Raw genomic sequence first — 24,976 nt, 5'->3', positions numbered from 1 at the left:
ATGCGGCCATGACGAATCTGCCGCTCCCCGCCACCTACCTGCCCGATGCCATCGACCCCACGCAACTGCGCCGCGTGCTGGTCATCAAGCTGCGTCACCACGGCGATGTACTGCTGAGCGGGCCGGTACTCTCAAGCCTGAAAGCCGCCGCGCCGGGTTGCGAGATCGACGCTCTGGTGTTCACCGACACGACAGCGATGCTGGCCGGCCACCCCGCATTGAGCCAGCTGCACAGTATCGGGCGCGACTGGAAGAAGCTCGGCCCGCTGGCCCAGCTGCGCAAGGAATGGGCTTTGCTGCAGACACTGCGCCAGCGTCGTTATGACCTGATCATTCATCTGACCGACCATCCGCGTGGCGCCTGGCTGACACGCCTGCTCGCGCCGCGCTGGTCGGTCGCACCACAACGCGCCAAGGGCGCCCGCTGGTGGAAGGCCTCCTTCACGCATCTGTATCGCACGGTCGGTGGCGGGCGTCGCCACACCGTAGACACACATCTCGATGCACTGCGTCGTCTGGGTATCCAGCCCGACCCGGCCGCGCGCGCGCTGTGCATGGAGCCGGGTGAGGAAGCGCGCGCGCAGGTCGACGCGCTCCTCGCCGAACACGGATTGCAGGCTGGCGACTTCATCCAGCTGCACCCGGCTTCGCGCTGGTTTTTCAAATGCTGGCCTGCTGCACTCAATGCACAACTGCTGCAACAGCTGGTCGCGCGGGGCGAGAAGATCGTGATCACCGCTGCGCCGGACGAACGCGAGCGGCAGATGGTCGACGCGATCATTGCCGCCGCCGGAGTGCCCGTGATCAATCTGGCTGGCCGCTTCAACCTGCGCCAGCTGGCGGCCCTGACTACGCGCGCGCGCCTCTTCGTCGGTGTCGACTCGGCCCCGATGCACATTGCCGCCGCGGTCGGCACGCCCTGCGTGGCCCTGTTCGGCCCCTCCGGCGACCGGGAATGGGGCCCCTGGATGGTGAAGAGCGAGGTCGTCGCCAGCGACCACAGCTGCCGCCCGTGTGGGCAGGATGGCTGCGGTGGTGGCAAGGTGTCAGAATGCCTGTATGCCATCAGCGTTCAGCAGGTGCTGGGCGCGATTGACCGGGTTCTTGCCGCATGAACGAAAACACCGCAGCAAGCCACACTCAGCCCCTGCATCTGGCCATCGTGCGCCAGGCCTACAACCCTTATGGCGGTGCCGAGCGCTTCGTCGAACGCGCGATCCGGGCCCTGGGTGGTGACAAGGTGCAAGTCACCCTGATCACCCGCAAATGGGAAGGCGACCCCCGGCCCGGACTCAGCGTGCAGTTGCTGGCCGCTCCCCGCCTGAGCCGCCTGCTGCGCGACATGAGTTTTTCGCGCAGCGTGCGTTCCTTGATCAAGACCCATGTGTTCGATCTCGTGCAGAGCCACGAGCGCATCCCCGGTTGCGACATCTTCCGTGCCGGCGATGGCATCCATGCCAGCTGGCTGGAGCAGCGGGCGCGCACGCTCGGGCCGATCGGCCGCTTCCTGCAGCGCATTTCGCCCTGGCATCGCTACATCCTGCGCATGGAAGACCGCATGTTCCGCGACCCCAAACTGCGCGCGGTGATCTGCAATTCCGAAATGGTGCGCCAGGACATCGCCCATCGTTACCCCTTGCTCGCCAGCAAGCTGCACGTGATCCACAACGGTATCGATCTGGAGAACTTCCATCCCGGCCTGCGCGCCCGGCATCGGGAAGCCATCCGTGAGCAGCTTGACGTGCCCGACTGCACCCCCGTGATCGTTTATGTCGGTTCGGGTTTCGAACGCAAGGGCGTGCCACAGCTGATCGAAGCACTAGCCCAGCCGGCGCTGCAGAATGCCCAGCTGTGGGTGATCGGCAAGGACAAGCTGACTCGCCGCCTGCAGCGCAAGGCCGCCGCGCTCGGCGTAGCCAGCCAGGTGCGCTTTCTCGGACCGAAAAAAGAGGTTGCCCCGTATCTGGGTGCCGCCGATGTGTTCGCCTTGCCGACGCTCTACGACCCGATGCCCAACGCCGCCCTCGAAGCCCTGGCAGCCGGCCTGCCGGTCCTGACCTCGACCAGCTCCGGTGCGGCCGAACTGGTGCGCCTGGGCGAAAACGGCGAACGCGTCGACGCGCTGGACATCCCCGGCATGGCCACCGCGCTTAGCCGCCTGCTCGCAGCCAGTCATGATCCGGCACAGCAAGCCGCCATCAGCGCCGCGGCGCGCGCCAGTGTTGCGCACATGAGCAACGAAACGATGGCCGCAGAGCTTGTAGCGCTTTATCGGCAACTGCTGCCGGTAGCCACAAAGTTATAATCGCGCACAAATCGTCCCAGGGCCCTACTCATCATGGCGCACTACAACACGCTGCTTTCGCATCGCTCGCTGCACATCGTGCACACCGAATCCTCCTGTGGCTGGGGCGGCCAGGAGATCCGCATCCTCGAAGAGTCCCGCGGCCTGATCGAACGGGGGCATCGCATCACCCTGCTGTGCCCGTCGGAATCGACGATTTTCGTGCGTGCCCGTGACTGGGGCATCAAGACCGTTGCCCTGCCGATCAAGGAAAAACGCTGGGAGAACTTCAAGGCCATGCGCGCCTGGATTCTCGCCAACCGCGAAGAAATCGACATCATCAATACCCACAGCTCTACCGACAGCTGGCTGGTCGCATTGGCCAACCTGAGCCTGCGCTACAAGGCTGTCCCGGTGGTGCGCACCCGCCACATCTCGGCTCCGGTCGCCAACTCCTTTGCCAACCGCTGGCTTTACGGCAAAGCCGCCGAGCACATCGTGACCACTGGTGAAGGTTTGCGCCATGAGCTGATCGACAGTCTGGGCCTGCGCCCGGAGCGCGTGCAGTCGGTCTTCACCGGCATCAACACCAAACGCTTCGAACCCGGTGACAAAGTCGCCGCGCGTACCCAGCTCGGGCTGGACGTGAATGCCACCTGGATCGGCATCATTGCCACGCTGCGCTCATGGAAGGGCCACAAGTACCTGCTCAAGGCCATTGCCGAGCTGAATGACCCGCGCATCCGGCTGGTCATCGTCGGCGACGGCCCGCAACGCGACAAGCTCAACCGCCTCACCGTCGAGCTGGGCCTGACCCGCGTGGTGCGCTTCGCCGGCCAGCAACGCGATGTGGTGCCATGGCTGCAGGCGCTGGACGTGTTCGCCCTGCCGTCCTTCGCCAATGAAGGCGTTTCACAGGCCGTGATGCAGGCGATGGCGACCGGCCTGCCGGTCATCACCACACCGATCGGCAGTTCCGCCGATGTCATCAAACCCGGCCTGACCGGCGTGCTGGTGACACCCAAGGACAGCAAGTCTCTGGCCCAGGCCATCCGCCACCTCCTCGACACTCCACAGGAGGCCAACAAGATCGGCGCGGCGGCGCGTGCCTTTGCACTGGAAAACTGCGGCATCGAGCGCATGCTCACACGCATGGAAGCCGTTTTCCAGCGCTGTGCCGGATGAGCCGTACAGCCGCGCGCCTGTTCATTCTGCGCAGCCTCGCCCTGCAGGCCCTTGATCCACGGGCCTCGCAGCGGGGCCCCTCTGAAGAACCGCGCCGCATCCTCGTCTTGCAGCACCTGCTGCTCGGCGACACCCTCATGCTCACGCCGTTGCTGGCCAAGCTGGCGGCACGCTATCCACAGGCCGAACGCTTTCTTGCCTGCGCCCCGGCTTTCGCTCCGCTGTATGCCAATCATCCTTTCGGCATCCAGACACTCAGCTGGAATCCGCGCAAGGGCGATATCGCCACCCTGCGCGCCGCCGCCCCCTTTGACCTGATCATCATCCCGGCCGAAAACCGCTACAGCCCGCTGGCTCGCGTCCTCGGCCGCCGGGTCGTGGCCTTTGCCGACGACACGCCGGCCTGGAAAAACTGGCTGATCGATGACGCCCGGCCCTTCCCGCACAGCCCCGCCGCGTTCGGTGATTTCTGCGCCGGCCTGATCGACGGCGCGGCGCCCGCGCCCTATCGCCCCGGCGACTGGCCACTGCCACCCGCCAAAAGTTTCGAGCGCCCCAGCCGGCCCTATGCCGTGCTCCATCTGGGGGCGTCGACACCTCTCAAATACTGGCCCGCCGCGCGCTGGCTGGCGCTGGCCGACTGGCTCGCCACGCAAGGCGTCACTCCGGTCTGGAGTGGTGGGCCAAAGGAAACCGCCCTCGTTCAGGCCGCTGACCCGCAGGGTCGCTACGCCAGCACAGCCGGCCAGCTCGATCTGCCACAGCTTGCCCAGCTGCTCGCTGGTGCGCGCCTGATGGTCTGCCCCGACACCGGCGTCACTCACCTCGCACGCATCGCTGGGGTGCCCACCGTGGCGCTGTTCGGCCCCGGCTCCAGCCTGATCAGCGGCGCCGGCGAATACTGGCGCAACAGCCCGTTCACGGCGCTCAGCATCGACATCGCCTGCCGCAATCAGGCCGTCACCTTCCGCCGTCACCGCGACTGGATCCAGCGCTGCGCCCGCGGTTTCGGCGAACAGCTCGACCAGTGCCCCCGCCCCCGCTGCATGGAAGGCATCACATTTGAAACGGTACAGACGGCCTGCGCCGCACAGCTGGCAAACCATTCGCCAAGGGAGACCCTCGCATGATCTGGTGGCGTGGCAAGGGTATGTGGCTGGCGACACTGGTCGCCCTCATCGTCATTGGCGCCAGCCAGGGCGGGCCACGAATTTGTGCCACCGGTCTGCTGCTGGCGGCGGTCATCATCCATTTCCTGAAAGACGAGGAATCGTCCCTGTATTCCGTGCCAGTCAGATTCTGGCCGCCGCTGCTCGGGCTGTGCTCGCTGCTGGTCTTCTTCGACCGCTAGGGCGCGGCACCCTTCAAATGAAAACGGCCGCATCAGCGGCCGTTTCTCATTCACGCAACGCGTGCTCAGAGCACGGCCAGCGCCGCGTCGTAGTTCGGCTCGTTCTTGATTTCGGATACCAGCTCGGCATGCAGCACCTTGTTGTCAGCATTCAGCACCACCACCGCACGGGCGGTGAGCCCGGCGAGCGGGCCGCTGGTGATGTCCACGCCATAAGCCTGCTTGAAGGCGCTGTCGCGGAAGGTGGACAGGGTCTTCACGTTGGCCAGGCCTTCGACTTCGCAGAAACGCTTGGCGGCAAACGGCAGGTCGGCAGAGATGACCAGCACCACGGTGTTGGCAAGGCTGGAAGCCTTCTCGTTGAACTTGCGGGTGGAGGTGGCGCAGGTGCCGGTATCCAGACTCGGCACGATGTTCAGCACCTTGCGCTGGCCGGCATACGTCGCCAGCGTGGCGGTCGACAGATCGGCCGCCACGAGACTGAAATCGGCGCCGGTCGAACCAACTTGCGGGAAATTGCCAGCAACATCAATCGGGTTGCCGCCAAGGGTAACTGTGCTCATGCTTCTCTCCTGATTCGGGGGGTGAATTGCCGCTGTTGTGAATGAATATGCGGCAGGGTTCGCCGATGATAGCGGCGCCCATGGCATCCGCCAACTATGAACGCAATAGGGTTTTGCCACCTGCTGAGCCGCATGGGACGGACGCCTCCGAAGAGCATGGTCGCACAGCCTCGCCCGACCTTATTCTTCAGCATGCCTGCCCGGAGAAGCACGCCAGAAGCGGCTCTTGGAGGCCTTATGTTTTAAAACCAGATGCGGCGAAAGAGCACCTTGAGCACCGGCGAGATTACCCGCACTACGCGAATCCAGCGGGCTCGCATTCAGGGCGAGAGCAAGGCAGACCGATGCAGACAGTACGAAAAGTACGGCAAGGAGGGATAACGCAGCTATCGCCCTGAATGCGAGCCCGCATCAGGGGTAGAAGACGTAGAGACGATAACCCGCGGCCTGCACGTCATTGATGCTGAGCGGCAGGTTGGCAGTGATCTCCGAATGCGCGGCGAATGCCGGATCGGTGGCGTTCGGCGCGGGCAGCCACTCGGCAGGCGTGAGCACGCGACGGGCGACGGCGATGTCGAAACGGTCGGTCACGGTCAGTTCGAGGTGCGGCCAGGCCTGTGGATGGTCGGCCTTGTTGAGCAGGGTAACGACCAGACGAAACTTGCCGTCGGCGCCGCCTTCGGGGTTGAAGCTGTGACCTTCGAGCGAAATCTGCTCGGCATCCTGCGGATAAGGTACGCGGCACCCCAGCCAGGAGCAGGCGCGTTCGATATCGGGGCGCAGGGTCGGAACTTCACGCGCCAGTTCGACGCGGAAAATGTAGGCCAGCTGCAGCAGCGCCAGCAGCAAAACCCCGCTGACGCCCAGAGCCCAGTACCAGAATTTGCCGGAGCGGCGGCGGTCTTCGACACGCTCACGCGGGACGCGTGATTGCTGCCGCTCGCGTTCAAAGAAGAGGGAGTCCGGGCCGTTGTCGATGGACGACATGCCGACCAGATCGATCGGCTCTTCGAGCATCACGGTCTGGCCAAAATCCTGATCCCGCATCGGGTCGTAGGCCGGCACGCCCAAAGCCTTGCCCAGTTCAGACTGCTGGGGCGCAGGCGGAGGGGCCGCCGCCTCTTCCTCCAGCCCGGAGAAATCGAAATCCATGTCTCCGGCAGGAGAGTGCGCGGGCAGACTATTGCCGTCGAGCACGATGTTCATCGAAAAATCGTCGCCGACTGCAGGCTCTTCAACTGCCGGGAAGGAGCGCGGCACATGCGTTGATGCAGTCTCGACGGGCATGCTGATGAACGCCGGCGCTTCCGTGTCGAGCGCCGGATCGGTTACACGCCGGGCTGGCTCGGGCTGAAACAGCGGCGCCTGCACAGGGGTCGGAGGCGTCGCCACCGCGGGTGGCAGACGCGCGTCTTTCTCGGCATCCAGAGCTCCCCAGGGGGAGTGAGACGGGTGCGCCGGGGCCGGAGCTGTCGGCGTAATCGCCGGGAATGCAGTGGCAGCTGGCGGAGTTTTGGGCGCAGGAGCGGGAACCGGTACCGGCGCGGCCTTTGGGGTTGCCGGAGCGGCCGGCGGCACCACCGGCGCAGGCCGGGCTGGTGGTGTGGGCGCAACGGCCGGGCCCGGAGGCACCGCTGCCTTGGGTGCGAGAACGATGTCCTCGTCTTCCATTTCTTCAAGATGGGCCAGCGCAGAAAAAGGCTGCTGACAGTGGCCACAACGTACCCGCCCGCCACGCACACTGAGTTGTTCCGGGCGAATCCGGAACACCGTGCTGCAGTGCGGGCAGCGCGTGGTCAGCATGCCTTGCGGCCCTCCAGCCTGATCCAGCCCTCATGTTCATCGCCAACCTGCAGGGCAATGTAAGGCGCATAGGCGGTGATCACCTGCTCGGCCTGGATGGCGAGCACACCGGAGAGCGCCAGCCGGCCGCCCGGCTTCACATGCGAAACCAGATTCGGCGCCAGCACACAGAGCGGATTGGTGAGGATGTTGGCCACGACGATATCGTACTGCCCCTGAACATGTCCGGCACTATTCTGCCACGTTGCATCCGCCACACCATTGCGCTCGGCATTGGCCCGACTGGCGTCAACGGCGGCCTGATCAATGTCGCAGCCGACAATCGTGCCCGCACCGAGTTTGGCCGCCGCAATGCCAAGAATGCCGGAGCCGCAGCCGTAATCCAGCACGCTGGCGCCGGGCATCACCGCATCGCACAGCCACTGCAGACACAGGCGGGTGGTGGGATGCGAGCCGGTACCGAAGGCCATGCCGGGATCCATCTCGATATTGATCGCCGCGGCATCCGGCGCGTCATGCCAGGACGGCACAATCCACAGGCGCTCGTTGATCCGGATCGGATCAAACTGTGACTGGGTCAGTTGCACCCAGTTCTGTTCGGCGATTTCCTCGATGTGGAACGGCGGCACGTCATCAAGCCCGACCGCTTCAGCCGCCTGTGCAAGCGCCGCTGGAATGTTGGCGGTTTTCTCGAACAGGGCGATGACCACGCTGTGATCCCACAGGCGTTCATTCACACTGCCCGGCTCGCCGAACTGCGGTGTTTCACGCTCGGTGCCGGCGTCGGCGTCCTCGATGGAAACAGACAGGGCGCCGGCCTCCATCAAGGCTTCGGAGAGTGCTTCAGCCTGCTCTGCGGCAGCCTTGAGGGAAACGGAATACCACATGGTCAGTTATTGCCGGCGAGTTTCTTTTCGAGGTAGTGAATGCTGGTGCCGCCTTGCAGGAAGTGCGTATCCACCAGCAGTTCCTGATGCAGCGGGATGTTGGTCTTGATACCGTCCACCACCATCTCGGACAGCGCGATGCGCAGACGACGGATCGCCTGTTCGCGCGTATCACCGTAGGCAATCACCTTGCCGATCATCGAATCGTAATGCGGCGGGATCGTATAGCCCGCATACACATGCGAATCCACGCGGATACCGGGGCCGCCCGGCGTGTGCCATTGATGGATCTTGCCCGGCGAGGGGGTGAACTTGAAGGGGTCTTCCGCGTTGATGCGGCACTCGATGGAGTGACCCTTGAAGTGGATTTCCTTCTGCGTGTAGCGCAGCTTCTCGCCTGCGGCAACGCGGATCTGCTCCTGCACGATATCCACGCCGGTGATCAGCTCGGTCACCGGGTGTTCAACCTGCACGCGGGTATTCATCTCGATGAAGAAGAATTCGCCGTTTTCATACAGGAACTCGAAAGTACCCGCACCACGGTAATTCATGCGCTTGCAGGCCGCCACGCAAGCCTCGCCCACCTTGGCGATGATCTTGCGGTCGATGCCTGGAGCCGGCGCTTCTTCCAGCACCTTCTGGTGACGGCGCTGCATCGAGCAATCGCGTTCGCCCAGATAGATGGCATTGCCATGCTGGTCGGCGAGGACCTGGATTTCCACGTGTCGCGGATTTTCCAGATACTTCTCCATATACACGGTCGGATTACCGAAAGCCGCACCGGCTTCGGTACGCGTCGTCGTCACCGAGGACACCAGCGCACCTTCCGTGTGTACCACACGCATGCCACGACCACCGCCACCGCCCGCTGCCTTGATGATGACGGGGTAACCGATGGTACGCGCGATCTTGACGATCTCCTTCGGATCTTCCGGCAGGGCTCCACCCGAGCCCGGTACGCAGGGCACGCCGGCTTCGATCATGGCCTGCTTGGCCGACACCTTGTCACCCATCAGGCGGATGGTTTCCGGACGCGGGCCGATGAAGACAAAACCGGAAGTTTCAACGCGCTCGGCAAAGTCGGCGTTCTCGGAGAGGAAGCCATAGCCGGGGTGAATCGCTTCTGCATCAGTCACTTCAGCGGCTGCGATGATGCGCGGCACGTTCAGGTAGGACTGCGCCGAGGACGCCGGGCCGATACACACCGACTCGTCAGCCAGCTTCACATACTTGGCTTCGCGGTCTGCTTCGGAATACACGGCAACCGTACGGATGCCCAGTTCGCGGCAGGCGCGCAGCACGCGCAGCGCAATCTCGCCACGGTTTGCAATCAGGATCTTGTCAAACATAGATAACCTCGTGATATGTGATGCGTGATACGTGATCCGTGACGGCTCTCACCTGTCACTTGTCACCTGTCACCTGTCACGGATTACCCGATGATGAACAGCGGCTGACCGAATTCGACCGGCTGGCCGTTTTCAACCAGGATGGCCTTCACGACGCCAGCGGCGTCGGATTCGATCTCGTTCATGAGCTTCATGGCTTCGATCAGGCACAGGTGATCGCCCACAGCGACGTTCTGGCCCAGTTCGGCAAACGGCTTGGCGCCCGGAGCCGAAGAGCGATAGAAAGTGCCGACCATCGGCGACTTGACCACATGGCCTTCCGGCTGAGCCGGCGCGGCCGGCGCAGCGGCTGCGACGGGAGCGGCTGCAGGAGCGGCGGCCGGTGCAGACGCCGGCATCTGGGTCACATAGCTCATTGGCGCAGCGGCAGAATGCTTGGCGATGCGCACTTTTTCCTCGCCCTCGGTGACTTCCAGTTCGGCGATGCCGGACTCTTCCACGAGATCGATGAGTTTCTTGAGTTTCCTGAGGTCCATGTCTCACTCCATAGAATAAAAATGGCGCGGCACACAATGCCACGCCAGGGATACGGATCAGCGCGCGAGCAGTTTGGTCAGCGCGAAATCGAGGGCGTACTGATAGCCTTCAGGCCCCAGCCCGCAGATCACGCCCACGGCGATTGCCGAGAGGTAGGTGTGATGCCGGAAGGGCTCACGGGCATGCACGTTGGAGATGTGCACTTCGACGAAGGGAATCGCCACCGCAGCCAGTGCGTCGCGCAAGGCCACGCTGGTGTGGCCAAAGCCGCCCGGGTTGATGATGATGAAATCCACACCCTCGGTGTAGGCAGCCTGGATGCGGTCGATCAGCTGACCTTCATGATTGCTCTGAAAGGATTCCAGCTGCGCGCCACTGGCGCGTGCCCGGTCTTCCATCGCGCAGTGAATATCCGCGAGGCTGGTACGGCCATACACGCCTGGCTCACGCACGCCCAGCATGTTCAGGTTCGGGCCCTGCAACACCAGAATGCGCGCACGAGGCGACGCGGATTCGGCGCGGCTGGCCTCCTCTGCAGGCTTCGTTTTCTTGGTTGCGGTTTTCTTCATGGGGCGGAGTTTGCCGCAATTCGCAGCACGTTGTCCATTATTCACTTCATCTTGCTTCCATTCGCCACAGAATGGCGTTCAAGCAAATCGCCCAGTTCACCGGCGCGAAAAGCCCCCAGCCGCAGGCTGAGCACCTCGCCGTTCGCCCCTAGCAGCAGGGAAAACGGCAGCCCCCGCGCCGGATTGCCAAGCTCCGGCAGCAAGCTCGTCGCCTTACTGTCAGCAAGCAGCAAGGGGTAGCCCGTTTCCGGATGCTGACGCGCATATTCGGCAACGTTCGCCGCACTATCCCACGCGATGCCCAGCACCTGCACAGCAGACTGCTCACGGGATAACGTCGCCAGCAAGGGCATTTCTTCACGGCACGGCCCGCACCAGGTCGCCCAGTAATTGATCAGCAGAGGCCGCCCACGCCACTGCGCGAGCGCCTGCGGACGGCCGGACGCATCCTGCAGGCTCAGGGACAGGAGATCTTGTGCGGCGGCCGTCGCTGTCGGCGGCACCACCAGCCTCGACGAAGGCGGCATGAGTCCACGGGCCGCCCAGTACAGGGCAGCACCGAGCAGAACCAGCAGCAGTCCGGCGAGCGCCTTGGGGTACAACCGGCGGAAAAAGGGGTTTGCCATCATGCTGATCTGCAGTTCGGGCGAGCGTCGTGAACCTCAGTCGGCGACATCCGCAGTGCTGTTCAGCATGGCTTCGAACGCCTCCAGACGCATGCGCTCCTGAATCGTGCCGGCATGGGAGCGGCGCGGGCTGCGCTCAGCCACATGATCATAAATATAGAGCTTCACGGGCACGTCGTCGCATTCGAATTCGAGAATGGCCTCGGGCGCATCATGGCCGGTGCTGCGCACTTCGCGATGTTCATAAGGCACATCCTTGCCAAGCAGGAAGATTTCCACATCCTTGGCACTGTCGGCGAATACTTCCAGCACCAGTTCGGAAAACGCGTCGCCCAACCCATCCACCACCGCCCCGGTGACGTAAGGCCGGAAAGGGGCAAGCATGCGCATGGTGATGATCGCCGCCGCACGCATCCGGCTCAGGCGTTCATCATCATCCGCATCACGATACAGCCGGCGCCAGGCCGCCAGCTCCTCTTCCACCTCGGCATTGCTGGGCAGATCGCGCTCCGGCACGCCCAGCTGGCGGGCGGCCTTGCGCTTGGCGAAGGCGTAATCGTCGATGCCTTCTTCGGCGATCAGGCGCGCAGCCTGAGCGGCAATGCTGCGACGCAGATTGCCAATGACGTTATCCGTGGAATTCGGGCGGGCAGGCATGGGGACGGCTCGCGAGAGGTAGAATCAAGGCCATTGTACACACGCATTCCCTGGCAGCCCCACCATGCACATTCACATTCTCGGTATCTGCGGCACTTTCATGGGCGGCATTGCCCTGCTCGCGCGCCAGGCCGGCTTCACCGTCACCGGCTGCGATGCCAATGTCTACCCGCCGATGAGCACCCAGCTCACCGAGCAGGGCATCGCCCTGATCGAAGGCTATGCGCCGGAGCAGCTGAAGATGGAGCCGGATCTCTTCGTGGTCGGCAACGCCATCTCGCGCGGCAACCCGCTGCTGGAAGCGATCCTCGACAAAGGCCTGCCCTACACCTCCGGCCCGCAGTGGCTGGCGGACAACATTCTTAAAGGCAAATGGGTGCTCGGCGTGGCCGGCACCCACGGCAAGACCACCACCGCTTCGCTGCTGGCCTGGATTCTTGAAGACGCGGGGCTGAACCCCGGCTTCCTGATCGGCGGGGTCGCCAGCAACTTCGGCATCTCTGCGCGCCTGACCGACACGCCCTTCTTCGTGGTCGAAGCCGACGAATATGACACCGCTTTCTGCGACAAGCGCAGCAAGTTCGTGCACTACCGCCCGCGCACAATCATCCTCAACAATCTGGAATTCGACCACGCCGACATCTTTGCCGATCTGGCCGCCATCGAAACCCAGTTTCACCACCTCGTGCGCACCATCCCGCAGCATGGCCGGATCATTGCCAACGGCGCGGAAGAGAGCCTCAAGCACGTCCTCGCCCGCGGCTGCTGGAGCGAGCTGGAATGGTTCGGCGGCGACGGCCAGTGGCAGGTCCGTGAAGACGACGGCCGCGATCAGGTCGCCTTCAGCCTGAATGGCCAGGAAGCCGCCCAGTGCATTCTGCCGCTGGCGGGCCAGCACAACCGCCTGAACGCGCTGGCAGCGATGGCCGCGGCACGCCACGTCGGCGTCACCCCGGCGGTTGCTGCCGACGCCCTGTCGCGTTTTGCTGGCGTCAAACGCCGTCTGGAAGCGCGTGGCAACCGGCGCGGCATCACCGTCTATGACGATTTCGCGCACCACCCGACAGCCATTGCGACCACCGTTGCCGGCTTGCGCAAACGCATCGGCAAGCGCCGCATCCTCGCCGTGCTGGAGCCGCGCTCCAACACCATGAAACTTGGCACCATGAAGAGTCAGCTGCCCGCCAGCCTCGCAGAAGCCGACAAGGTGTACTGCTACGCGAAAAACCTTGGCTGGGATGCCGCCGAAGCGCTGGCGCCCATCAGCGCCAAAGCCCAGACCTTTGATGATCTGGCGGCGCTGGTTGCTGCAGTTGCCGCCGAAGCACGCAGCGGCGACCAGATTCTGGTCATGAGCAACGGTGGTTTCGGTGGTGTGCATGAAAAGCTGCTGGATGCCATCGCCCAAGGAGACTGAAAATGAACTGGCGCCACCTGCTGCTGGGCTGCCTGGCCTGCCTGAGCCTCACGGCTTGCGAGCGCGGCCCCAGCTTCAATACCACCGACGTGACCGGCGCCAGCTACGGCCCGGCACTGCGCCTGGCGGATCACAACGGCCAGACACGCACGCTGGCCGATTTCCGCGGCAAGGTCGTGACGGTGTTTTTCGGCTACACCAACTGCCCGGACGTATGCCCGACCAGTCTGGTCATGCTGCAGGATGCGCTGCGCCAGCTCGGCCCGGATGCGGACAAGGTACAGGTGCTGTTCGTCACTGTTGACCCGGCGCGTGACACACCTGAACGCCTGAAGATGTACATGAATGCCTTCGACCCACGCTTTCTCGGTCTGGTCGGCAGCGACGCTGAAATTGCCGCGGTGGCCAAGGAATTCAAGGTGGTCTACGAGAAGCACGGCGACATCGCCGGCGGCCGCTACAGCGTAGACCATACCGCCGGCTGCTTCATCTTCGGCCCGGACGGCCGCGCCCGCCTGTTCGCCCGCCATGGCGAGACGGCCAGCCGTGTCGCCGCCGATTTGCGGCAATTGCTCGCCAGTCAATAAAAAGGCCCGGCATTTGCCGGGCCTTCTCAAGAGCCGCGTCCAGACTGGTTCTTCACCATGCCTTGTCGGACAGGCCCGAACAGCGGGCCTTCTCCGGCATGCAGACCGGAGAAGGCCGCTGCACGCGGCTTTCCAGCCAACACTTACTTGGTACGCAGAATCGCCAGTACCGTTTCCAGATCGTTGCTGTCGGTGATGTACTTCGAATACAGCTTCACCGCAAAGCCTTCGATGCCGGACATCGCAATCTGCGACTTCTCGGTCACGATCGAACCTTCCTTCTTCGCCTTGGCCAACGACTGCACTTCACTCTCCGCCCACAGCTTCTTCATGAAGCTCGACGATTCGGCTGAAGCCTCACGCAGCGCCTGTTGCTGCGCCGGGCTCAGCGAGGACCAGGCCTTCTTTGAAATCACCAGCACTTCCGGCACGGAAGAATGCTCGTCCAGACTGTAGTACTTGGCCACCTTGTAATGGCCGCTGGTGACATAGGACGGCGTGTTGTTCTCTGCCGCATCGATCTCGCCACTCTTGAAGGCATCGACCACCTTGTCATACGGCAGCACCACCGGGGTGGCACCCAGCTGGGTGATCAGATCCTTGTAAACCGGCGAATCCTGCACCCGCACCCGCAGACCGGCAAAGTCGGCCACGCTGTGGATCGGTTTCTTGGTGGTGTAGAAAGAACGCGTGCCGCTGTCGTAATAGGTCAGCACCACGGCGCCGGTCTTTTCCGCTTCGGCTTCAAGGCGCTTGCCGAACTCGCCGCCCAGCACCCGCCACATGTGTTCGCGCGAACGGAACAGATAGGGCAGGCTCAGCAGCTTGACCGCCGGCAGATCCTTGGCCAGACCGGCAAGGTTGATCCGCGCAATGTCCAGGGTACCGGCCTTGACCTTGTCCCAGCACTGCGCCTCATTGCACAGCTGACCACTGTGCTTGAGCTGCAATTGCAGCTCGCCTTTGCTGAGTTCAGCGAGACGCGCACCCAGACGTTCCTCGGACTGAACCATGATGTGCCCCGGCGGATGTACCTCGGCCGCCACCAGATCCCGCGCCTGCGTCACCGACGCTCCCAGGCACCCTGCCACCAGGGCCAGGCCCTGCAACCACAACATTCTTCGCACCACACCACTCCCCTTGAACGGGGGCAGCTGTCACGGGGACATCCCGGGCGCCACCCCTCAAAAGTTAAGAAGTGTGACGTATTTAACGATTTTTGCCATTGCTGACATCCCCAGCAACGCCTTTCAGTGTCAGATCAGTTGCAAACACCACAAAGCCAGCAGACCCAGACCGATGGTCGCCAGCACACTGCGCGTCCACAAAGCCACCCCCACAGCCACCAGTGCCGCCCACAGCCGGGGATTGTCCAGCCCCAGCGCTAGCGCCCCATCGCGCACGAAAACATCCGGCGCAATCAGCGCCGCCAGCACGGCCGGTGGCACATACGCCAGCAAAGCCCGGAAGCGCGGGCCAAGGCTGAGACGCTCGCCTCCCAGCAGGAACACCGCGCGCGTCGCAAAAGTCAGCAGACCACCCGCCAGCATGCTCAGCCCCAGAATCAGGTTATTGCTCATGCCTGCCCCCGTCGTGCATCCAGCCGCCGTGTCAGCATGCCCGTCAGCATGCCCGCAGTGGCAGCCAGCACAATCCACAGCTTGAACGGCAGCCCCTGCGCCGCCAGCGCAGTAAAGCCGGCCACCGCCACCGCCGCCAGTTCACTGCGGCGCTTCAGGCCCGGCACCAGCAGCGCGATGAAAGTCAGGGCGATCGAAAAATCCAGCGACCAGCCGGCTGGAATCACCGCCCCGACCAGCACTCCGGCAATCGTTGCAAGTTGCCAGCCGCTCCACAGCGTAAGACCGGCACCAAACAGGAACCAGTGTCGCTGTGCACCCTGCGGGCCGTTCATCAGGCGCCCCACCGCCGCCATGTAGGCCTCATCCGTCAGCAGATAGGCCAGCAACAGCTTCCAGCGCAGGGGCAAGTCGCGCAGCAGTTGCGCCACACTCGCGCTGTACAGCGCATGCCGCAGATTCACCACGCCCACCGTCCCCACGATCAGCGGCGCCGGCACGGCCGCACCCCACAACTGCGCAAACACCACTTGAGAAGCCCCGCCAAACATCACCGAAGACATGGCGATGACCGCCCACACCGGCAAGCCGGCCTGCAAGCCCAGAACCCCGTATACCAGGCCAAACGGCACCACGCCCAGCAGCAAGGGCAACTCCGCCCGCACCCCCGCCCACAGCTCCGTGCGGCTGCCGGCGCCCTCCAGATGATCCCAACTCCCCACGTCCAGCCCTCCCGATGACAGCCTGCAAGGATAACCTGCTTGGCAAGCCTGTCCGATTGTCATTAGAATTCATGCCTCGCGTGGGGGGGTAGCTCAGCTGGGAGAGCGCCTGGTTCGCAATCAGGAGGTCGTGAGTTCGATCCTCATCCTCTCCACCACACGATTTTGGGGGTATAGCTCAGTTGGTAGAGCAGTTGACTCTTAATCAATTGGTCGTAGGTTCGAATCCTACTGCCCCTACCAAATACATCAACGGCTTACGTGAAATTCACGTAAGCCGTTTTTGTTCGTGTAAGCAAATAGTAATCAGCCGAAAACGCGATTTTGCTTCTCGCGCGCGCGTGAAAGCGGCGTGACGGCTAAGTGCGAACGCGGCTGACGGCCAGACCCCCGCGACTGAAGCTTGCGTGTCTGCCGAAGTTGAATGCTGATGGTGTCTTGGCGCAGCAGCCTGTAACGTAGTAACGACTACGGCTGCGCACTCGGTGCGGTGGCTGATTCATCCACCAGCACACTCATAGGCACACCCAGTGCCTTGGCGAGTTTCTTGATGTTGCGGATCGTTGCGTTCCGCTCGCCTCGTTCAATCCCACCCACGTAGTTCACGTGCAGTTCGGCCTTCTCGGCCAACTGTTCCTGCGTCAGTTCGCGTGCCTTCCTCAGAGCCTTCAGGTTCCGGGCGACGACTAGGCAGGGATCAACACTATCCGTTTGGTTGCGCATGCCCGGAGTCTTCGGTCCGCCGGGGTGCAACTCCACACACTATGCGTGTGATTTTCGTTAAAGTGCGCGACAATCACACTTATGCGTGTGGTTTAAAGGATTTCGCCGATTTTTATCCGCCAAGAAAGGACGCGGGATGACATCTGAGCAGTTGGTTTTTGGGCTGGCTGTTGTGGGTCTGCTGCTGATCGCCGGGTATGGCGTCACTCTCTACAACGAGGTGCAGCGGCTGCTGATGATGATTCCTGAGGTCAGTTCCAACATCGCGGTGCTCCGCAAAAAGCGTGGTGATCTGATCGACAGACTGATTTCCATCGTCGAGTCCTACGGTCTGCATGAAAGCTCTATCAGCACACGGGTCTCGGCTGACTTCGGCGGCACGGGCCGCGAGCGAGCAAGGCCCGGCATCGTCGAACGGTTGGCGTCCTTGCGAATGGATTTCCCCGAGCTGAAGGCAGACAGCCTCTACGAGTTACTGATGCAGGAGCTGGCTCAAGTCGAGGCCGATCTGGTCAAGCGGCGCGAGCAGTACAACGCCGTCGTCCGCTCCTACAACGTTGTGATTTCCCAGTTTCCCGGCAACGTCGTTCTGCTGCCTTTCGGCTTCCAGCACAAAACGCATTTGTCGGAACAAGAGCTGTCCGTTTAACCGTATTCCAAACCTGAAGGGAGAACCATGAAAGCGCAGTTTCAACGCAGTCTTGTTCTGAGTGCGGCGCTGGTTGGCTTGCTGCTGACCGGGCCTGTAGCCCACGCGACCGGGATTCAGTGCGAACGGGCCGCCAGTGAAATCGAGAAAGCTATTTGTGCCGATCCGGTGCTGCTAAAGCTCGATCAGGCCCTCGGTGCGCAATACGACCTGGCGGTCGCGACCGATCCGCAAGTGCAGGCGCGCCAGATTAACTGGCTGCAAAACACCCTCGGCCAGTGCCAGGACAAGCAGTGCTTGGTCATGGCCTACAAAAACCAGATTGAAGCCCTCGGTGGCAACTGGGAGCAGATCAAGCAAAACGTGATGGCGAGTGCAGGCAGTGACCAGCAGCAGAAGCAGGCTCCGTCGCAAGTCCAGCCGCAAGCCGCAGCGGCGCCATCCCGCTATGAGGAAGAGAATCGCAAGTACGAACTCATCCAGCAGCGCAATCAGCAAGAACAGCTTCAGCGCGAAGCCCAGCAAAAGAAGGACAACAACAAGTACATCTTGATCGGACTCGTGGTGCTGGTATTGGCTGCCGTTGGCTGGCACTTGTTAATCCGCAACCGCTGCCCGCACTGCAAATCAACCAAGTACCGCCGCGTCTCGGCCGAAGAGACTGATCGCTGGCGCGGCACGAAACAGGTGGCAAGCGGAAACGGGAAGAACAAAACCCGTACGGTGCAGACCACCTACGTGACGATGCGCTTCGCCTACCAGTGCAACGCCTGCCAAGGCGAGTGGGAGAAGGAGCGGGAAGAGGAAAAGGGCGGCGGTTCTTGGCTCGGCAGGCTGCTAGCTGGTTACTGATCTACCTATCTCAAGGAGCACTCATGAAGAAACTAACATTCTGTGTAGCCGCGCTGATGCTCGCCTCTTTTGCGGCCAGTGCGGCAGACGAAAAGCCGAACGCGAAGAACGTCGACAAGTTCGCGTGGGGCATGCACATCCCCGGCAGTAAGCCTTCTTACGGCGTCTTCGTGCTCTTTACGCAGGAAGCCTGCAAGCACAAGTACATCGGCAAGCTGAAAGGTGCCGAGGGGTTCGGCCTGCGAAAAGCCATGATCTACAGAGATGAAGGTGGTCAGCCCGGCAAGATCGTCGGCAATGGTTGCTGGTCTGCCGATGAAGACAAGCAGAAGCTCGACTACCTTGGCTATCAGGGCGACTTCAATGCCGACAAGGACGGACGCATACTGAGCGTGCCGTGGTCGGGTATGTTCAATGCGAGCAATGCAGGCTAACGGCCTCTGCGATGCTGATGTAGGCAGGCTTCCGAGCAGCGTGGCCTGCTTTTGAACTTCGAGTCAGGAGAGGGTATGAAGCGAGTTTTGAAATGGGTGTTTGTCGGTCTAGCGGCGGTATCTTCCAGTTCGATTGCACTGGCAGAGGATGTCGCTCCCAAGCATCTGGAGTTGGCGCGTGAGTTCTTGGCGAACACAAAGCCAGAGAACAACGAGCATTACGCTCAAGGGGTGCGTTCGCTATTGCGCCCTTCCGACAAGGGCTCCAACGGTGAGTACATCGTCAAAACGGACTGCATCGGCTTCATCGAAAGCCTGCTGAAAATGGCCTACGGCAAGGACATGCCCAAGCCGCAGACGAAGAAATTCGAGCGCCGCTACAGCATCATCGACTATGTGGATTCCGTTGGCGCTGGACAGCTCTATACCAAGCTGACCCGTATTGATGAACTGCGTCCCGGCGATGTGGTGATGTGGAAGTACGCTGATGGCTACACGCGCAAAGTGCAGGCCAATGGTCATGCCCTGATGCTTGATGGTGCGCCCAAGCGAGTCAGCAACAAGTTCTTCTCGAAGTCGTGGAGCCTGACGCAGTACCAAGTGAAGATCATTGATTCGTCCGACTTCCCGAAGAGCGACGACGACACGCGCCTCAAGGTCGGCCCGAAGCAAACCGGCGTAGGATCAGGCACGTTCAACCTCTACGCGGATGATGATGGCGTCGTGAAAGCTGTCAGCTTTGACTTTGCGAAGTCTGATCTGAAGTACCAGGACAGGGACTACATCATCGTCATGGCTCGGCCAATCTAACGCCTGAGTTGTTCATGACGGAGTGTTGATGCATCCTTGCCACGTCAGGGCTCCCTGACTACGGTTTTGGCGCAAGGAGAATCATGGTTCTGTTCGACTGGGCTTCAAGAACGCAGTGGCTGGCGGATGTCCAAAATTACGCATCGTCATTACTCACGAGCAAAACAGTCAGGAGACTTCAGAAGCAGCGGCCCGACTGTTGGTCTGATAATTTCGATTGGCTGCAGCCGCAGGATGCAGATTCGTTGTTCGCTGAACTGTTTTACGATCATTACTCCCACATCAGGTGTTTCCATGGGGCTCGGCCGCTCGATGTGGGGTCCTATTTAACAGATGGCATCCTCGGTCAGTCTTCAAACACTATCGAAGCTACGTTCCGCAAAGTGTTTGCGGACCTTCCGAAAGAGTCTTTGGACAGGGCTCTTGATGAGTTCTCAGATCGAAAAAGTAGCGAGCAAGGAAAGCTATGGGTCCTTCTGGAAGAAAAGGAACTTGTCCAACACTGCGGCCACTATCTGATCCAAGGCAGTGAGTACGTTATGGCGCTGGCAGCAAGTCTGTGCCGTATTCATCGCGGGGAGGACTACAGACTTCGGCTCAGAGATATTGGAATACCCACGATTTTCGAGGCGCACGTGCCTATTGATTGCTTCCCGGACAGCCAAATGATCTCGCTAACCCGTTCGGTATTGTCTGGATGGGGGCAGTTTGTCACAGGAAATGATCTTGGATTTAATAGCAGCCCGTGTTTGGTGCTGTACCGTGATATAGAGCCTGCACTAATTGCTGGTCACACACATCCTGCTCGTATCCGTGATCCGCATTTTGGATTCAGTCAGTACAGCAATCCGAAAGTGAAATGCGATCACTGCGTCTGAGTTATATGGTCGCCAGCGAAAAACTCAAGGCGCGCAAAGTTGAACGATACGTGATCTTCGCCGTTGCCCGTGGCTTACTAACGGTGGCCGGTTGTAACCGGCTATCGCACAGCAATTCCGCTTGGTGGTCCGCTCGGACTCATTCGGCCAAGCATCACTCCCAGCCTCACATCTGACGTTCTGCCAGTCGGCGGTGTTGTCGTGCGCCCATTCACTTTGAAAAGGAGCGCCAACATGGCCACTAACGTACCTACCGCTTCACCCGCACAACCTCCGTACAAGCGTGTTCAGCAGAAATCAGACTTTGACTGCGCCTGGGCCTGTATTGCTGCCCTGACCTGCAAGACCATTGAGGAGGTCAAGAAGGTGGCGATTGACTACGGCCGTATTCCTGAGCACGGACCCTACTGGTTCCACGATGATGCACTGCTCGCTAAGGTACTCGTGCCGCTCGGCTGGACAGCTTCTATCTGGCGAAGCAGCGAAACCTATACGGACATCGAACACAACATCGCTATCTGCCTGACCGACTACTCGGATGAGACCGAGCTGGGGCGTGCTGTGCTGTTTGTCCGAACCCCGAGTTCGCCGGGCGCCAAGACTGGTGACTGCTGCGTGATCGACCCTGCATTCTGGATTGACGCCAAGGATCACGTTCGCCGTGACCTGAAAGACTTCAAGATGCCCTGGTACATCGGCGTAACGAGGCTGGCGACGGTCAAGACGCAGGGCAAGTAGCCAATGATCCCAATGAGCCCGCACACACGCTTGCGGGCTTTTTTGCCTGCACGTGGTGTAGAATTTTTGCAGGCGTTGATCGGCGCCTGCTGCCCGCCTCGGCGAACCTGGATTGGACGATCTTCACACCTTCACATGAGATCCCATTCTGCGGACTCGGCAGCGGGCACCGTGCTATCCGCACTGAATGAGGAAATCATCATGCGGTTCATCCCTGCATCCGACATCTTTGTCGAAAAGCTGCGGCAAGCAGCCAAGAAAGCCACCCGTCTCAAGAAGATCAAGCTCGCGGAGGCACAAGACCGCGTCGCGCGGGCCTACGGCTTTAACCACTGGGGGCATGTTATCTGGTGCCAGAAGGCGACTGCTCAGCGAGTGGCTGCTGGCGAGGTGCTACGCGCCGATCTCATCAAACAGTCCGACGTGAGTTTCCTAAAGGAAGTCGAATACATCCTTGGCTTGGCAGCGGCAGGCAAAAGCCATGTTGTTGCTCTGGAGCACTGTGTGCTGTTTTCGACTGAAGACGGAGATGCTTGGGTTCTGGATGCTAACGATGGCTTGGCGCTATGTCTGTCGTGGCATGGGCGGCGACAAGACTTCGTGATTGAAGAAAGCGCAGAACGCTTCTTCGTCGGCTACGACGCCGACTTCATGTTGCGAGAGGGGGCCTTCGTTGTTCGCTCCGACAACCCGAGGATCGGCAGCCGCACAATCCTTGGCTATCCGGCTCAAGGCCTTGCTGACCTGTTTGAAAACATTCGCCGCAGACGTACTACTTGATGTTTGGTCGTAGCTCTCGGGACGCTCTCCCGAGAGCGCGGCTCCCATGTTGGGCAACTTGGCAGAGCAACACGCAGGCTATATGATGTACAAAGTTTTGCACCATTTGTACAGCAAAAGGAGTCCAGCATGGGCATCGCCGCAAGTGACGTTATTCCCCTTTCTCAGGCACGTGCCACGCTCTCAGATCTGGCTGAACAGGTCAGAGCCGGCTCCGAGAAAATCATCACCAAGAACGGCGAAAGCTATGTCGCCCTGATCGACGCCGGGCGTCTTGACTACTACCACCAGCTGGAGCGCGAACGCATTCACCTGCTACTTATCTCGGAGGCCAGCAAAGGGCTGGACGACGTGTCAGCCGGTCGCGTCAAAGATGCCCGCGCCAGCCTGCAAGCCATCAAGCGCCGCCGTGCCAAGACGGGAGCCTGAGCGTGGCGAGTCAAGGCGCACCGAAGATAACCGTCAAGCTCACAGCCAACTTCGAACACAACCTTGCAGACATCGAGCAGTTCTTGCTAGAGGCTGATGTACCGAACGCCTTCGACCTGTTGCTCGACGAACTGACCGGCACCGTCATTCCCAACCTTGAGCGCTTCCCCGACATGGGGCGTTCCTTCCTTGAGCGGCCTGTGCGCTCTGTCGAAGTCAGCCGTGGGCTTGATGAGCTGCAAGGCAAACTCCATGACATCGGGGATAATGCCGAGTTGCGCGAATACATCCTGAATCATTACGTGCTGCTGTATGCGAGGCTGAATGAGACGGTGCATCTACTGTCCGTTCGCCACCACCGGCAACTCTCGTTTGATCTCGACCAGATCTGGAACTAAGCATTCGGAGTCTGCATGGCCAACGGACAGCAAGAAGCCTTCTCCCGCGTCAAGATAGATCAGCAACTGAAAGACGTTGGCTGGAAACTGGACGATGGTCAGAGTGTCCGTTATGAATACACTTTGCCGGATGGCACTCGCGCAGATTACGTGCTGTGCGACCGGCACGGCCGATCCTTGGCTGTCATCGAGGCCAAGAAAGCCGCCATCAATCCTGCCGATGCCGCCATGCAGGGGCGCGGGTACGCCGAACAGCTCAATGTGCCTTTTGTGTTCCTGAGCAACGGTGAAGAAATCCGCTTCTGGGATTGGCGCAACGAAGCACATCCACACCCGGTCAGCACCTTCTTCAAACAGGACGATCTGGAACGCCGTGTCGCCACGCGCCAGCTCCAGCGCGACCCGCTTACAGTGGAAATCGACAAGACCATCGTTGAGCGGGATTACCAGCTCGAATGCATCGACACCCTGTGTAAGGAGATCAAGCAAGGCCGCCGCAAGCTCCTGGTCGAAATGGCGACCGGCACCGGCAAGACTCGCACCGCTGCTGCCTTCATCAAGCGTCTGTTCGATGCCAATCTGGTCACTCGCGTGCTGTTTCTGGTGGATCGCATCCCGCTTGCCCTGCAGACTGAAGACGCCTTCGCCGAGCACCTGCGCGACTACCCTTGCTACACACTGCGCTCCGGGCGGCGTTTTGAGGACCAGAAGCGCATCACCATCACCACCCTGCAGAGCATGATCAACCTGTACCACGAGTATTCCTCGGGCTACTTCGATCTGATCATTACCGACGAATGCCACCGCAGCATCTATGGCAAGTGGTCTGGGGTGCTCAAGCACTTTGACGGCATCACCGTGGGCCTGACCGCCACGCCCTGCGTTGCCAACGTTGAAGAATCCGGCGATGCGGAAGATGGCGCCTTCGTGCGCGACACACTCAAATTCTTCGAGGTCGACAAGCCTACCTTCAGCTACAAAATGCACCAGGCCATCGCCGATGGTCATCTTGTGCCCTACCAGATCTACAAGGCCAAGACGGTCAAGACGGCGGCAGAAGGCGGCTTCCCGGTCAAAAAGTCTGAAATCGACTGGTCTGCTGTGGATGGCGAAACGCGACGCCTGCTCGAAGCGGCCTTTGGCGACAAAGACGAAATGATCGTTGAGCCTGCTGCACTGGAGCGCAAATTCACCATCCCCGAGCGCAACCGTGCCATCGTCCGCGAATACCGGCAGGTGCTCGAAGGCGGCTTTATTGATCATCGCGGCATCAAGCGCGAGCCCCTGATGGGCAAGACGATCGTCTTCGCCGTCACCAAGCGCCACGCCGAAACCTTGGCCCGCATGTTTGACGAAGCCTTTGCCGACAAGAAGCCAAGCCCCGATATCCGCTATGCCGATTACGTGGTGTCCGATCTTGGCAATGGTGAAGACACGCCCGATGCGGCCACCATCATCAAGCGCTTCAAGAAGGAAACCTACCCGCAGATTCTGGTCAGCGTGAACATGCTGGATACCGGCTTCGACTGCCCGGATGTGGTCAATCTCATTTTTGCCCGCTTCACCGCTTCGCAAATCCTCTACCAGCAGATGCGGGGGCGCGGCACGCGCAAGGCCAAGAACAAACCCGTTTTCACCCTGTTCGATTTCGTGGGCGTTACGGATCACCACCGCGACGAACTTGAATACGCGAACGGTGGCGTCATGCAACCAAAGGCCAAGCCGTATAAGTCGCAGCCTCGCAAGTTACTCATGCTCGACATCACTGACCACATTGATCCCACCAGCCGCGCTTGGGTGACGATTGATGAGGCAGGGAACATGGTTCAGCTCGATGATGCCGAAGCGAAACGCCAATTGCTGGGTGCCCGTTTCGAATCCTGGCTGCTGGAAAACACTTTCAATAGCGATCAGCTCCGGCTTCTGCTGCAATTGGGCGAGCAGATCAAAGCCAGCCCCGATCAGTTCCGCGAAATCAAACCGCAGCACTTCGCCGTGATTCCCGCCTTCAAGAACAATGGCGGCCTGCCACGCTGGGTGCAAATTTTCGGCGGCGCAGAAGCGCTCAATCAGCTTCTTGCAGCGCTCAACGCCACCGTCTTCAAAGACATCGACGATAACAACAAGCCGCTCTCCGCACGGCTGTAAGCAGCTCACAAAGGAACAAC

The 24,976-nt window shown here is 61.1% G+C and carries 29 protein-coding genes and 2 tRNA genes; 19 read left to right on the top strand and 12 right to left on the bottom strand.

Features of this window, described 5'->3' with window-relative positions; genetic code table 11:
* Positions 1–8: 8 nt before the first annotated feature.
* Genes rfaQ through Q9Q94_RS06370 form a run of 5 tightly spaced genes read left to right on the top strand, consistent with a single transcriptional unit; the run spans position 9 to position 4,820 of the window.
* On the top strand, positions 9–1,115 hold the full coding sequence (gene rfaQ, locus Q9Q94_RS06390; protein WP_305979188.1) for a putative lipopolysaccharide heptosyltransferase III: 1,107 nt from the start codon (positions 9–11) through the stop codon (positions 1,113–1,115).
* Positions 1,112–2,305, top strand: coding sequence for a glycosyltransferase family 4 protein (locus tag Q9Q94_RS06385; protein ID WP_305979187.1), 1,194 nt, complete (start codon positions 1,112–1,114; stop codon positions 2,303–2,305). The genes rfaQ and Q9Q94_RS06385 overlap by 4 nt, the downstream gene beginning before the upstream one ends.
* A 33-nt stretch (positions 2,306–2,338) precedes the next feature.
* Positions 2,339–3,469, top strand: coding sequence for a glycosyltransferase family 4 protein (locus tag Q9Q94_RS06380; protein ID WP_305979186.1), 1,131 nt, complete (start codon positions 2,339–2,341; stop codon positions 3,467–3,469).
* On the top strand, positions 3,466–4,599 hold the full coding sequence (locus Q9Q94_RS06375) for a glycosyltransferase family 9 protein (protein ID WP_305979185.1): 1,134 nt from the start codon (positions 3,466–3,468) through the stop codon (positions 4,597–4,599). The genes Q9Q94_RS06380 and Q9Q94_RS06375 overlap by 4 nt, the downstream gene beginning before the upstream one ends.
* Positions 4,596–4,820 (top strand): hypothetical protein, encoded by a 225-nt coding sequence (locus Q9Q94_RS06370; protein WP_305979184.1) that lies wholly within the window; start codon positions 4,596–4,598, stop codon positions 4,818–4,820. Before Q9Q94_RS06375 ends, Q9Q94_RS06370 begins: the two co-directional genes overlap by 4 nt.
* Before the next feature lie 65 nt (positions 4,821–4,885).
* Here the strand turns inward: Q9Q94_RS06370 and tpx are convergent, their stop codons facing one another.
* The 8 genes from tpx to Q9Q94_RS06330 all read right to left on the bottom strand — a co-directional run bounded on the left by tpx (position 4,886) and on the right by Q9Q94_RS06330 (position 11,811).
* A complete protein-coding gene (gene tpx, locus Q9Q94_RS06365; protein WP_305979183.1) occupies positions 4,886–5,383 on the bottom strand; it encodes a thiol peroxidase in 498 nt (165 codons plus the stop codon).
* A gap of 411 nt (positions 5,384–5,794) precedes the next feature.
* Entirely contained in the window at positions 5,795–7,186 is a 1,392-nt protein-coding gene (locus tag Q9Q94_RS06360; RefSeq protein ID WP_305979182.1) for a DUF3426 domain-containing protein, read from the bottom strand.
* Positions 7,180–8,073 (bottom strand): 50S ribosomal protein L11 methyltransferase, encoded by an 894-nt coding sequence (gene prmA / locus Q9Q94_RS06355; RefSeq protein ID WP_305979181.1) that lies wholly within the window; start codon positions 8,071–8,073, stop codon positions 7,180–7,182. The genes Q9Q94_RS06360 and prmA overlap by 7 nt, the downstream gene beginning before the upstream one ends.
* Positions 8,074–8,075: 2 nt before the next feature.
* Positions 8,076–9,422 (bottom strand): acetyl-CoA carboxylase biotin carboxylase subunit, encoded by a 1,347-nt coding sequence (gene accC / locus Q9Q94_RS06350; RefSeq protein ID WP_305979180.1) that lies wholly within the window; start codon positions 9,420–9,422, stop codon positions 8,076–8,078.
* A gap of 83 nt (positions 9,423–9,505) precedes the next feature.
* Positions 9,506–9,958: an acetyl-CoA carboxylase biotin carboxyl carrier protein gene (gene accB, locus Q9Q94_RS06345; protein ID WP_305979179.1), complete on the bottom strand. Its 453-nt coding sequence runs from the start codon at positions 9,956–9,958 to the stop codon at positions 9,506–9,508.
* A 57-nt stretch (positions 9,959–10,015) separates the two neighbouring features.
* The gene (gene aroQ, locus Q9Q94_RS06340; RefSeq protein WP_305979178.1) at positions 10,016–10,528 is read right to left on the bottom strand and encodes a type II 3-dehydroquinate dehydratase; all 513 of its coding nucleotides are present in this window, start codon (positions 10,526–10,528) and stop codon (positions 10,016–10,018) included.
* Between the two features lie 41 nt (positions 10,529–10,569).
* Entirely contained in the window at positions 10,570–11,157 is a 588-nt protein-coding gene (locus tag Q9Q94_RS06335; RefSeq protein WP_305979177.1) for a TlpA disulfide reductase family protein, read from the bottom strand.
* A 33-nt stretch (positions 11,158–11,190) separates the two neighbouring features.
* On the bottom strand, positions 11,191–11,811 hold the full coding sequence (locus Q9Q94_RS06330) for a hypothetical protein (protein WP_305979176.1): 621 nt from the start codon (positions 11,809–11,811) through the stop codon (positions 11,191–11,193).
* Positions 11,812–11,875: 64 nt separating this feature from the next.
* Here Q9Q94_RS06330 and mpl point away from each other — a divergent pair, with 64 nt between their 5' ends.
* Both mpl and Q9Q94_RS06320 read left to right on the top strand, forming a co-directional pair.
* The gene (gene mpl, locus Q9Q94_RS06325; RefSeq protein ID WP_305979175.1) at positions 11,876–13,228 is read left to right on the top strand and encodes a UDP-N-acetylmuramate:L-alanyl-gamma-D-glutamyl-meso-diaminopimelate ligase; all 1,353 of its coding nucleotides are present in this window, start codon (positions 11,876–11,878) and stop codon (positions 13,226–13,228) included.
* A 2-nt stretch (positions 13,229–13,230) separates the two neighbouring features.
* The gene (locus tag Q9Q94_RS06320; RefSeq protein WP_305979174.1) at positions 13,231–13,815 is read left to right on the top strand and encodes an SCO family protein; all 585 of its coding nucleotides are present in this window, start codon (positions 13,231–13,233) and stop codon (positions 13,813–13,815) included.
* Positions 13,816–13,958: 143 nt separating this feature from the next.
* On the opposite strand, the gene Q9Q94_RS06315 is transcribed toward Q9Q94_RS06320, so the two are convergent.
* From Q9Q94_RS06315 to Q9Q94_RS06305, 3 genes are all read right to left on the bottom strand, one after another.
* A complete protein-coding gene (locus Q9Q94_RS06315) occupies positions 13,959–14,933 on the bottom strand; it encodes a TRAP transporter substrate-binding protein (protein WP_305979173.1) in 975 nt (324 codons plus the stop codon).
* Positions 14,934–15,071: 138 nt separating this feature from the next.
* Positions 15,072–15,395, bottom strand: a complete 324-nt coding sequence (locus Q9Q94_RS06310; protein WP_305979172.1) for an AzlD domain-containing protein — start codon at positions 15,393–15,395, stop codon at positions 15,072–15,074.
* On the bottom strand, positions 15,392–16,117 hold the full coding sequence (locus Q9Q94_RS06305; RefSeq protein ID WP_305979171.1) for an AzlC family ABC transporter permease: 726 nt from the start codon (positions 16,115–16,117) through the stop codon (positions 15,392–15,394). The genes Q9Q94_RS06310 and Q9Q94_RS06305 overlap by 4 nt, the downstream gene beginning before the upstream one ends.
* Before the next feature lie 82 nt (positions 16,118–16,199).
* On the opposite strand from Q9Q94_RS06305, the gene Q9Q94_RS06300 reads away from it, so the two are divergent.
* Together Q9Q94_RS06300 and Q9Q94_RS06295 are read left to right on the top strand one after the other, a co-directional pair.
* Positions 16,200–16,275, top strand: a tRNA-Ala gene (locus Q9Q94_RS06300).
* A gap of 9 nt (positions 16,276–16,284) precedes the next feature.
* Positions 16,285–16,360, top strand: a tRNA-Lys gene (locus Q9Q94_RS06295).
* 225 nt (positions 16,361–16,585) lie between these two features.
* Here Q9Q94_RS06295 and Q9Q94_RS06290 read toward each other — a convergent pair.
* Entirely contained in the window at positions 16,586–16,840 is a 255-nt protein-coding gene (locus tag Q9Q94_RS06290; RefSeq protein ID WP_305979170.1) for a helix-turn-helix domain-containing protein, read from the bottom strand.
* A gap of 136 nt (positions 16,841–16,976) precedes the next feature.
* On the opposite strand from Q9Q94_RS06290, the gene Q9Q94_RS06285 reads away from it, so the two are divergent.
* From Q9Q94_RS06285 to Q9Q94_RS06240, 10 genes are all read left to right on the top strand, one after another.
* Entirely contained in the window at positions 16,977–17,489 is a 513-nt protein-coding gene (locus Q9Q94_RS06285) for a LemA family protein (protein ID WP_305979169.1), read from the top strand.
* Between the two features lie 27 nt (positions 17,490–17,516).
* Positions 17,517–18,341 carry a lysozyme inhibitor LprI family protein gene (locus Q9Q94_RS06280; RefSeq protein WP_305979168.1) on the top strand — a complete coding sequence of 275 codons (825 nt, stop codon included), beginning with the start codon at positions 17,517–17,519 and terminating at the stop codon, positions 18,339–18,341.
* A 23-nt stretch (positions 18,342–18,364) separates the two neighbouring features.
* Positions 18,365–18,775 (top strand): hypothetical protein, encoded by a 411-nt coding sequence (locus Q9Q94_RS06275; protein ID WP_305979167.1) that lies wholly within the window; start codon positions 18,365–18,367, stop codon positions 18,773–18,775.
* A 75-nt stretch (positions 18,776–18,850) separates the two neighbouring features.
* Positions 18,851–19,585: a hypothetical protein gene (locus tag Q9Q94_RS06270; RefSeq protein ID WP_305979166.1), complete on the top strand. Its 735-nt coding sequence runs from the start codon at positions 18,851–18,853 to the stop codon at positions 19,583–19,585.
* 83 nt (positions 19,586–19,668) lie between these two features.
* Entirely contained in the window at positions 19,669–20,463 is a 795-nt protein-coding gene (locus tag Q9Q94_RS06265) for a hypothetical protein (protein WP_305979165.1), read from the top strand.
* A 234-nt stretch (positions 20,464–20,697) separates the two neighbouring features.
* The gene (locus Q9Q94_RS06260) at positions 20,698–21,201 is read left to right on the top strand and encodes a hypothetical protein (protein WP_305979164.1); all 504 of its coding nucleotides are present in this window, start codon (positions 20,698–20,700) and stop codon (positions 21,199–21,201) included.
* A 201-nt stretch (positions 21,202–21,402) separates the two neighbouring features.
* Positions 21,403–21,981: a hypothetical protein gene (locus Q9Q94_RS06255; protein ID WP_305979163.1), complete on the top strand. Its 579-nt coding sequence runs from the start codon at positions 21,403–21,405 to the stop codon at positions 21,979–21,981.
* 129 nt (positions 21,982–22,110) lie between these two features.
* Positions 22,111–22,410, top strand: coding sequence for a type II toxin-antitoxin system Phd/YefM family antitoxin (locus tag Q9Q94_RS06250; protein WP_305979162.1), 300 nt, complete (start codon positions 22,111–22,113; stop codon positions 22,408–22,410).
* 2 nt (positions 22,411–22,412) lie between these two features.
* Positions 22,413–22,808: a type II toxin-antitoxin system RelE/ParE family toxin gene (locus Q9Q94_RS06245; RefSeq protein WP_305979161.1), complete on the top strand. Its 396-nt coding sequence runs from the start codon at positions 22,413–22,415 to the stop codon at positions 22,806–22,808.
* Between the two features lie 15 nt (positions 22,809–22,823).
* Positions 22,824–24,956 carry a DEAD/DEAH box helicase family protein gene (locus Q9Q94_RS06240; protein WP_305979160.1) on the top strand — a complete coding sequence of 711 codons (2,133 nt, stop codon included), beginning with the start codon at positions 22,824–22,826 and terminating at the stop codon, positions 24,954–24,956.
* Positions 24,957–24,976 lie beyond the last annotated feature (20 nt).

Source organism: Uliginosibacterium sp. 31-16 (genome assembly GCF_030730865.1).
Taxonomy (GTDB): Bacteria; Pseudomonadota; Gammaproteobacteria; order Burkholderiales; family Rhodocyclaceae; genus Uliginosibacterium.
The sequence above is the reverse complement of the archived record's forward strand: the minus strand, read 5'-3'. Positions and strand labels throughout refer to the sequence as shown.

Coding starts and splice junctions, on each gene's coding strand:
- rfaQ (WP_305979188.1), top strand. CDS start 9: ATGACGAATCTGCCGCTCCCCGCCACCTACCTGCCCGATGCCATCGAC.
- Q9Q94_RS06385 (WP_305979187.1), top strand. CDS start 1,112: ATGAACGAAAACACCGCAGCAAGCCACACTCAGCCCCTGCATCTGGCC.
- Q9Q94_RS06380 (WP_305979186.1), top strand. CDS start 2,339: ATGGCGCACTACAACACGCTGCTTTCGCATCGCTCGCTGCACATCGTG.
- Q9Q94_RS06375 (WP_305979185.1), top strand. CDS start 3,466: ATGAGCCGTACAGCCGCGCGCCTGTTCATTCTGCGCAGCCTCGCCCTG.
- Q9Q94_RS06370 (WP_305979184.1), top strand. CDS start 4,596: ATGATCTGGTGGCGTGGCAAGGGTATGTGGCTGGCGACACTGGTCGCC.
- tpx (WP_305979183.1), bottom strand. CDS start 5,383: ATGAGCACAGTTACCCTTGGCGGCAACCCGATTGATGTTGCTGGCAAT.
- Q9Q94_RS06360 (WP_305979182.1), bottom strand. CDS start 7,186: ATGCTGACCACGCGCTGCCCGCACTGCAGCACGGTGTTCCGGATTCGC.
- prmA (WP_305979181.1), bottom strand. CDS start 8,073: ATGTGGTATTCCGTTTCCCTCAAGGCTGCCGCAGAGCAGGCTGAAGCA.
- accC (WP_305979180.1), bottom strand. CDS start 9,422: ATGTTTGACAAGATCCTGATTGCAAACCGTGGCGAGATTGCGCTGCGC.
- accB (WP_305979179.1), bottom strand. CDS start 9,958: ATGGACCTCAGGAAACTCAAGAAACTCATCGATCTCGTGGAAGAGTCC.
- aroQ (WP_305979178.1), bottom strand. CDS start 10,528: ATGAAGAAAACCGCAACCAAGAAAACGAAGCCTGCAGAGGAGGCCAGC.
- Q9Q94_RS06335 (WP_305979177.1), bottom strand. CDS start 11,157: ATGATGGCAAACCCCTTTTTCCGCCGGTTGTACCCCAAGGCGCTCGCC.
- Q9Q94_RS06330 (WP_305979176.1), bottom strand. CDS start 11,811: ATGCCTGCCCGCCCGAATTCCACGGATAACGTCATTGGCAATCTGCGT.
- mpl (WP_305979175.1), top strand. CDS start 11,876: ATGCACATTCACATTCTCGGTATCTGCGGCACTTTCATGGGCGGCATT.
- Q9Q94_RS06320 (WP_305979174.1), top strand. CDS start 13,231: ATGAACTGGCGCCACCTGCTGCTGGGCTGCCTGGCCTGCCTGAGCCTC.
- Q9Q94_RS06315 (WP_305979173.1), bottom strand. CDS start 14,933: ATGTTGTGGTTGCAGGGCCTGGCCCTGGTGGCAGGGTGCCTGGGAGCG.
- Q9Q94_RS06310 (WP_305979172.1), bottom strand. CDS start 15,395: ATGAGCAATAACCTGATTCTGGGGCTGAGCATGCTGGCGGGTGGTCTG.
- Q9Q94_RS06290 (WP_305979170.1), bottom strand. CDS start 16,840: ATGCGCAACCAAACGGATAGTGTTGATCCCTGCCTAGTCGTCGCCCGG.
- Q9Q94_RS06285 (WP_305979169.1), top strand. CDS start 16,977: ATGACATCTGAGCAGTTGGTTTTTGGGCTGGCTGTTGTGGGTCTGCTG.
- Q9Q94_RS06280 (WP_305979168.1), top strand. CDS start 17,517: ATGAAAGCGCAGTTTCAACGCAGTCTTGTTCTGAGTGCGGCGCTGGTT.
- Q9Q94_RS06275 (WP_305979167.1), top strand. CDS start 18,365: ATGAAGAAACTAACATTCTGTGTAGCCGCGCTGATGCTCGCCTCTTTT.
- Q9Q94_RS06270 (WP_305979166.1), top strand. CDS start 18,851: ATGAAGCGAGTTTTGAAATGGGTGTTTGTCGGTCTAGCGGCGGTATCT.
- Q9Q94_RS06265 (WP_305979165.1), top strand. CDS start 19,669: ATGGTTCTGTTCGACTGGGCTTCAAGAACGCAGTGGCTGGCGGATGTC.
- Q9Q94_RS06260 (WP_305979164.1), top strand. CDS start 20,698: ATGGCCACTAACGTACCTACCGCTTCACCCGCACAACCTCCGTACAAG.
- Q9Q94_RS06255 (WP_305979163.1), top strand. CDS start 21,403: ATGCGGTTCATCCCTGCATCCGACATCTTTGTCGAAAAGCTGCGGCAA.
- Q9Q94_RS06250 (WP_305979162.1), top strand. CDS start 22,111: ATGGGCATCGCCGCAAGTGACGTTATTCCCCTTTCTCAGGCACGTGCC.
- Q9Q94_RS06240 (WP_305979160.1), top strand. CDS start 22,824: ATGGCCAACGGACAGCAAGAAGCCTTCTCCCGCGTCAAGATAGATCAG.